Origin of the sequence: Bradyrhizobium sp., assembly GCF_049798375.1 — a bacterium.
Classification (GTDB): domain Bacteria; phylum Pseudomonadota; class Alphaproteobacteria; order Rhizobiales; family Xanthobacteraceae; genus Bradyrhizobium.
Window position 1 is genome coordinate 1 of record NZ_JBARGP010000682.1, and the last position, 6863, is coordinate 6863.

At 65.8% G+C, this 6863-nt stretch carries 8 protein-coding genes; 5 read left to right on the top strand and 3 right to left on the bottom strand.

Annotated elements, in window-relative coordinates; genetic code table 11:
- Positions 1 to 259 (bottom strand): MarR family transcriptional regulator (locus WA702_RS26490; protein ID WP_425113502.1); only part of this gene is annotated, 259 nt, incomplete at its 3' end.
- A gap of 308 nt (positions 260 to 567) precedes the next feature.
- Here WA702_RS26490 and WA702_RS26495 point away from each other — a divergent pair.
- The 4 genes from WA702_RS26495 to WA702_RS26510 all read left to right on the top strand — a co-directional run bounded on the left by WA702_RS26495 (position 568) and on the right by WA702_RS26510 (position 3848).
- Complete coding sequence (locus WA702_RS26495) at positions 568 to 960, top strand: VOC family protein (protein ID WP_425113503.1); 393 nt, start codon at positions 568 to 570, stop codon at positions 958 to 960.
- Between the two features lie 118 nt (positions 961 to 1078).
- A complete protein-coding gene (locus WA702_RS26500) occupies positions 1079 to 2230 on the top strand; it encodes a M20 family metallopeptidase (protein WP_425113504.1) in 1152 nt (383 codons plus the stop codon).
- A 155-nt stretch (positions 2231 to 2385) separates the two neighbouring features.
- Positions 2386 to 3336, top strand: a complete 951-nt coding sequence (locus tag WA702_RS26505) for an aldo/keto reductase (RefSeq protein ID WP_425113505.1) — start codon at positions 2386 to 2388, stop codon at positions 3334 to 3336.
- A gap of 188 nt (positions 3337 to 3524) precedes the next feature.
- Complete coding sequence (locus WA702_RS26510; RefSeq protein WP_425113509.1) at positions 3525 to 3848, top strand: YnfA family protein; 324 nt, start codon at positions 3525 to 3527, stop codon at positions 3846 to 3848.
- Positions 3849 to 3860: 12 nt separating this feature from the next.
- Here WA702_RS26510 and WA702_RS26515 read toward each other — a convergent pair whose 3' ends face one another.
- Positions 3861 to 4061 carry a hypothetical protein gene (locus WA702_RS26515; RefSeq protein WP_425113506.1) on the bottom strand — a complete coding sequence of 67 codons (201 nt, stop codon included), beginning with the start codon at positions 4059 to 4061 and terminating at the stop codon, positions 3861 to 3863.
- A gap of 202 nt (positions 4062 to 4263) precedes the next feature.
- Between WA702_RS26515 and WA702_RS26520 the strand changes: the two genes are divergently transcribed.
- Positions 4264 to 4503 (top strand): DUF6894 family protein, encoded by a 240-nt coding sequence (locus WA702_RS26520; RefSeq protein ID WP_425113507.1) that lies wholly within the window; start codon positions 4264 to 4266, stop codon positions 4501 to 4503.
- A 24-nt stretch (positions 4504 to 4527) separates the two neighbouring features.
- Here WA702_RS26520 and WA702_RS26525 read toward each other — a convergent pair.
- Positions 4528 to 6863 (bottom strand): TonB-dependent receptor (locus tag WA702_RS26525; protein WP_425113508.1); only part of this gene is annotated, 2336 nt, incomplete at its 5' end.

Here is a 6863-nt window from a genome sequence, read left to right on the forward strand (position 1 = left end):
GGCGCGCATCGTCCGGATGGGGCACGGTCCTGACCAGGCCCTCCTCCTCCAGGCCGCGCAACAGACGGCTGGTCAGCCCGGAGTCGAGGCCGAGATAGTCCCGCAGCTCGGCGACCTCGCCGCGGCCCTGGCCGATCGCATTGAGCACACGCGCGGCGCCGAGCGGCCGCCCGCGGCCGAGGAAGGAGGTGTCGAGCGCGCCGACTTCCGCCGTGACGGCGCGGTTGAAGCGGCGGATGCGGGAGATCGCGTTGAGCATATTACCTGACTTAAGTCAGATAATTGATCACGTCAATCTCAAACCACATGGACAACCCGCAGTCATTGCAGGGCAAGGCCCGCAGGCCACGATGCCCAGATGTGCAATGACGCATCGGGGAATCTCGATATTGGCTTGGGTCCATTCCTCACACCGTCGAGATTCCGGGTTCGCCCTGACGGGCCGCCCGGAATGACGGTGTTTGTGACATTAGGACTGCCGCCCCTGCGCACCGGGGCGATCGGGGAACGCAGGCCTGCGTCACCGGTATTCCCACGCGGCGCGCAGAACCGATCGGAGAAACACAGATGATCCACCACGTCTCGGTCGGCACCAACGACGTCGGTCGCGCGCGCGCCTTCTATGATCCGCTGATGCAGCTGATCGGCTTGCGCGTCCTGAAGGCGTCGGCGGGATCGGTGCATTATGGCGCCTCGGACATCGTCTTCAGCGCGGAGACGCCGGTCGACGGCCGGCCGGCGAACGCCGGCAACGGCGTGCATGTCGCATTCCAGGCGCCGGACCGCGAAACGGTCAGGCGCTTCCATCAGATCGCAACCGCGAACGGCGGCACCGACGCCGGCGCGCCCGGCATCCGGGACAAGTACAACGCCAACTATTACGGCGCTTTCGTTCTCGACCCTGACGGCAACAAGATCGAAGCGGTCACCTATACCGCGCGGGAAAGCTTCGGTCTTTGACGGCCCTCGCCGCGCCCGGGCCGCACCCGACGTTGTCCCGCCATGCTGTTGCTGGGGTGGTCAGGCCTCGCGAGGGCGGTCATGGTGACGCATCGGTTTCGAAGGAGCATTGTCGCCCATGTCCGAACAGGTCCGGTCCTGGCTGGCCGCGCAGCGCGAGCCGATGCTGAAGCTGCTGGAGCGGGTGGTCAACATCGACAGCGGCTCCTATGACAAGGCCGGCGTCGACGCGGTCGGCGAGGCGTTCGAGGACTTCTTCACGCGCCATGGCATCGAGGTCGAACGCTTCGCGCGCGACATCTCCGGCGACATTTTTCGCGCCCGCATCCCCGGTCCCGGCAATGCGCCTGTGGTGCTGATGGGCCACCGCGACACGGTGTTTCCGAAAGGCGAAGTCGCGCGCCGCCCGTTCGCCATTAAAGACGGCCGCGCCTATGGCCCCGGCGTCGCGGACATGAAGGGCGGCCTGGTGCTGAACGCCTTCGTGCTCGCGGCGTTCAAGCAGTTCGGCGGCCATTCCGCGCCGCTGGTTGCGCTGTTGACCTCAGACGAGGAGATCGGGTCGCCGCAGTCGCGCGGCATGATCGAGGAGACGGCGCGGGGCGCACGCGCGGTGTATAATTCCGAGCCGGGACGCGCCAACGGCAACGTCGTCAGCCGCCGCAAAGGCGGCGTGTTCATGGTCCTCGATGTCGCAGGCCGAGCGGCGCATTCCGGCGCCAATTTCGAGGCCGGCCGCAGCGCCATTCACGCGCTGGCGCACAAGACCGTGGCGATCGCTGACCTGACGGACCTTGCGCTCGGCATCACGCTCAATGTCGGCCTCGTCTCGGGCGGACAGTCCGTCAACACGGTGGCGCCTGCGGCGACCGGCCAGATCGACATGCGCTACGCGCGGCACGTCGACCGCGATCGCGTGCTGGAGGCGATCAAGACCATCGTCGCGACCGAGCATGTACCGGGCACGTCCGCGACCTTGACCATCAAGGGCGAATTCCTGCCGCTCGAACAGAGCGACGGCGATGCCCGCCTGCTCCGGCATTACCAGCAGGCCGCGCTACGTGCGGGACTGACGCTGGAAGGTGAATCGACCGGCGGCTGCGCCGATTCCGGCTTCACCTCGGCGGTGGGCACGCCCACGCTGTGCGCGACCGGCCCGGTCGGCGGACTGGCGCATACGCCGGAGGAATATCTCGACGTGGACAGCCTGGTGCCGCGCGCCATCGCGCTCGCCAACGCGATCGCCGACCAGACACCGGCAGGACCGTAGATCGCAGGCGGATCAGCACGGCGTGGCCGTCCTCGAACGACGCATGCGACGCCCCGCCATGCTGTCGCCGGGGTAGTCATCTCCTGCGAATTGGAACACCCTGCCCTTCATCGATTTCTCCGTTTTGCCGCCACGCCATCAAACGAAAGCACATCATGAAGCACCGTCCGCTCGGCCGTTCCAGCCTTTCCGTTCCGCCCCTCTGCTTCGGCTGCAACGTGTTCGGCTGGACAGTGGATGAGGCCACCTCGTTCCGCCTGCTCGACAAGGTGCTGGACAGCGGGCTGAATTTTCTCGACACCGCCGACGTCTATTCGCGCTGGGTGCCCGGCCACACGGGCGGCGAGTCCGAGACCATCATCGGCAAATGGATGCAGGCGCGCGGCAACCGCGACAAGATCATCCTCGCCACCAAGGTCGGCATGGACATGGGCGACGGCAAGACCGGCCTGAAGGCCGACTACATTGCCCGCGCCGTCGAGGACAGTTTGCGCCGGCTCCAGACCGACACCATCGATCTTTACCAATCGCATGCTGACGACGAGACAACGCCGCAGGAGGAGACGCTCGCGGCCTACGACAAGCTCATCAAAGCCGGCAAGGTGCGCGTGATCGGCGCCTCGAATTTCTCCGCCGAGCGGCTGCAGGCTGCTCTCGACGTGGCCGAAAAGACGGGCCTGCCGCGCTATGAAAGCCTGCAGCCGGAATACAGCCTGGCCGAACGTTCCGGCTTCGAGGGCGCCCTGCAGCAGGTCTGTGAGCAAAATCAGGTCGGGGTCATCACCTTTTTCTCGCTCGCGGCCGGCTTCCTGACCGGCAAGTATCGCTCCGAGGCCGACTACGGCAAGAGCCCGCGCGGCGCGCGCGGCATTCCCAAATACATGAACCCGCGCGGCATGCGTATCCTCGCCGGCCTCGACGCGGTCGCCAAGGAGACCGGCGCCGAGCCCGCCTCGGTCGCGCTGGCATGGCTGATGGCGAAGCCCTCGGTCACCGCGCCGATCGCCAGCGCCACCAAGCCGGAGCATGTCGACACCTTGGCCGCGGCGACGCGGCTCGCGCTGAGCAAGGACCAGGTCGCGCGCCTGGACGCCGCGAGCGCGTAAGCCGTCAGCTCTGCACCCACAACAGCACGGCGGCTGACGCCAGGATCGGCGCCAGCCCCAAGACGATCGCGACCCAGAATCCGGGCTCTTTCGGCTTGTCCATGGCGGGGCAACGCAGCAACCGCATGTTCGTGCCAACCAGCAGCCATCCGCTGCGTCGAACGCGACGGATCGTGGAGATGGCGCATATGAAAACCGCGATCGTCTATGTCTGCGCGGCGCTCACCGAGATCGCGGGCTGCTTCGCGTTCTGGGCATGGCTGCGCCTCGGGAAATCTTCGGTGTGGCTCGCGCCCGGCCTGCTCTCGCTAATCGCCTTTGCCTCGCTGCTCACACTGGTCGAGAGCGAGGCGGCGGGACGCGCTTACGCCGCCTACGGCGGCATCTACATCGTCGCCTCGCTGGCGTGGCTGTGGACGGTCGAGAACGCGCGGCCGGACCGCTGGGACGTCACCGGCGCCTGCGTCTGTCTGATCGGCGCCGCCATCATTCTCTGGGGACCGCGGGGCTAGCCGCGTAGGCGCCTAATCCGGCAGCTGCAGCCCCGGTGAGGTCAGCCAGCCGCTCAGCTGCGCCGTCGTTTCGATCTCCTGGGCGCGCTGCAGAGTGTCGTCGCGGTCAGGTCCCGGCGGCAGGCTGTCGGCTTTCGCGCGCAGCCGCCGCGCCTCGGCGGCGAGCCGATCTGCCAATGTCATGGTCTGCTTCACTCTGCGGCGTTTGGTCATGCCGGACTCCCGTACTTTCGCGGGCATAGAGCGCCAGATCAGCCGAAGACACCGTATCATGTGATACGGCTTCGGATAGATCAAGCGAGACGGATGCAAAAATGGATGACGTTGCTGGGAGTATAAGCGCCGCCGCCTGCCTGCCCTAAATGGTCCACGCCCGGCCGCGGAACCGTTTGCACCGGTGCCGCGTTTGCCGCGCATGCCACGATATTTCTTCGATTTCCGAAATGGTTACCCGCATCGCGACGACACCGGCGAGGAACTGGCCGACGACCAGGCGGCTTGGCGCGAGGCGTTGAAATTCACCCGCGAGGTGGAGGACAAGCTCGCGCCCGGCGGCCGCTGGTTTCTCGAGGTGCGGCGGCAGTCCGATCCGATCTTCCGGATCGAGATCAACTCGCAATGGTTCGAGGACAGCTCAGCCGATGCAGCCGGCTGACGCGGCGCGGGTCACGATCCCGCCTCAGAACTTCGCCCTGATGCCGGCATACGCGGCGAGCGGCGCGCCCGGCACGAAGGTCCGGGGATCGCTAAGCTGCGCCATCAGATTGGTGCCGCCGCCCGAGGCGCTGGCAAAGCCGCCGGTCTGGTAGAAGCTGCCGGCCGCATAATAGCGCGCGTTGAACAGATTGTTGACCAGCCCGAACAGTTCGATGTTCGGCGTGAGCTGATAGGACGTGTGCAAATTGACGACCGCATAGGCCGGCACCTTCGGGTTCTGGTTGGTGTCGTCATGGATCAGCCACTGGCTGCCGACGACATTGACGTCGGCGCCGACCTTCCAGGCGTCCGTGACGCCATAGTCGATGCCGGCCTTGAAGCGGTGCGCGGGGATGCCCGGGATATGATCGCCGGGATTGACACTGACATACTGGACGCCGCTTACCGGATCGGTCAGCGCGTTCGGATTGTTCGGCGAGAACAGCGTGATCGCGCTCTGATAAGTGGCGTCGACGTAGGTGTAGTTGGCGTAGGCGCTCCAGCGGTCACGGCGATAGTCGAGCTTGGCTTCGATGCCCTGGCGCAAGGTCTTGCCGGCATTCTGGAAGAAGCCGAAATTGTTGACGCCGAGCGGGCTCGCCTCCTCGATGATATCGTCATCGGACAAGGTGTGGAATCCGCCGACGCTCCAGGTCAGCATGCCGGTCTTGGCGTCCCGCCCCCAGCCGCCGCGAAAGCCGGCTTCGACCGTATGCGACACAACCTGCTTCAGCGGCGGATCCGCCACCAGGAAGCTGTCGATCATGCAGGGATGGTTGGGATCGGAGCAGCCGAGCTCCAGCGGCGTCGGCGCACGGTTGGCTTCCGAATAGCCGGCATACGCAGTGAAGTTCGGCGTGATCTTGTAGGTGCCGCCGATCACCGGATTGAAGCGCTGGAATTTGTTGCTGCTGTTGAGCAGCGGATTGATGCCGGTCTGGTCCTGCAGGTCGATCTCTGCGAAGTTGAAGCGGCCGCCGGCCGTGACGGAGAAGCGGTTGGTCACGTCGAACGTGTCGGTGGCGTAGAGGCCGGTATAGGTGTTGGTCGCGTGCAGATCGACCGTGCTCAGGCCGGCGTCCGGCTGGTTGATGGAGATGCCGGTGCCGGTCACGAACAGGTTCTGGTCGAGCGTGCCGAGTTCGCTCGCCGCATTGAATTTGGTGAAGCCGTGATCGACGCTGGCGCCGACGACGACATGGTTGTCGTGACCGAACAGCCGGTCGCTGTTGGTGACCTGCGCCGTGCCGCCATAGCTGTTGGTGGCGGCCTGGTTGCGGTCGATCTCGCCCAGGAATGCCGTGCCCAGCGTGTTCGGCGTCGCCGCGCCGCCGGCTGGACCGGACAGCGGCAGGTCGTCGCCGATGCACAGGCTGGCACCGCCGTCGCAGCCATAGACGTCAGTGCCGTTGCCGTCGATATGAGACTGCCGGAAGCCGCGGAAATAGGCGTTGCCCTGGAACGACCATGTGTCGGAGAAATTGTGGCTCAGGGTCGCATTGATGAAGGCGAGCTGCAGATGCGTCGCATTCGGCGTGGTGTAGACGCTCGACCAGCGCTGATTGAGCAGCTCGACCGGCGTCGCCGCGACGTTGCCGAGGACGTTGTCGGCGCCGGTGAAATTGACGTGCAGCTCGGTGTCGTCGTTGCGCGCGCCGACATCGACATACATGCGGTTCACATGCGACGAGTTCGCGTTGTCGCGCCAGCCCCGGTCATAGGCGGATTCATAAAGCGCGTAAGCCGACACGTTGTCCTTCTGCCCGCCGGCCTGCACGCTGCCCTGCACGCGCCCATAGGAGCCGCCGAACGCTTCGGTCTCGACGCCGTGATAGGTGAAGCCGTTCTTCATCTGGATGCTGAGCGCGCCGCCGATCGCGTTGAGGCCGAACACGGGATTGTTGGGAAACAGCGCGACTTGGTCGATCGCCTTTTCCGGAATGAAGTCCCAATTGACGACATCGCCCCAGGCTTCGTTGACGCGCACGCCGTTCTGATAGACCGCGATGCCCTGCGGCGTCCCCTGCACCGGCGAGGCCGTGAAGCCGCGATAGTTAAGGTCGCGCTGGAACGGATTGCCGGTCCGGTCGCCGAGCGACACGCCCGGCAGCCGGCGATTGATCGAATCGAGGAAGCTGATCGCGCTGGCGTGGCTGAAATCGTTCGAGGTGAGCACTTCGGTGTTCGACGGCACCTTGTCGCGATCGATCAGGCTGGAGTCGTGATCGGAGGTCGCCGGCGTATCGGCTGCACCTGCGCCCGCACCTGCCCCGGCAGCCGTCGCGACCGGCGCGCCCCGTGCCCTGACCGTGCGGGGGG

What these genes read in the sequence shown, in the direction of transcription:
- WA702_RS26515 (WP_425113506.1), bottom strand. Translation starts at nt 4,061, where the DNA reads ATGACCAAACGCCGCAGAGTGAAGCAGACCATGACATTGGCAGATCGG.
- WA702_RS26520 (WP_425113507.1), top strand. Translation starts at nt 4,264, where the DNA reads ATGCCACGATATTTCTTCGATTTCCGAAATGGTTACCCGCATCGCGAC.
- WA702_RS26495 (WP_425113503.1), top strand. Translation starts at nt 568, where the DNA reads ATGATCCACCACGTCTCGGTCGGCACCAACGACGTCGGTCGCGCGCGC.
- WA702_RS26500 (WP_425113504.1), top strand. Translation starts at nt 1,079, where the DNA reads ATGTCCGAACAGGTCCGGTCCTGGCTGGCCGCGCAGCGCGAGCCGATG.
- WA702_RS26510 (WP_425113509.1), top strand. Translation starts at nt 3,525, where the DNA reads ATGAAAACCGCGATCGTCTATGTCTGCGCGGCGCTCACCGAGATCGCG.
- WA702_RS26505 (WP_425113505.1), top strand. Translation starts at nt 2,386, where the DNA reads ATGAAGCACCGTCCGCTCGGCCGTTCCAGCCTTTCCGTTCCGCCCCTC.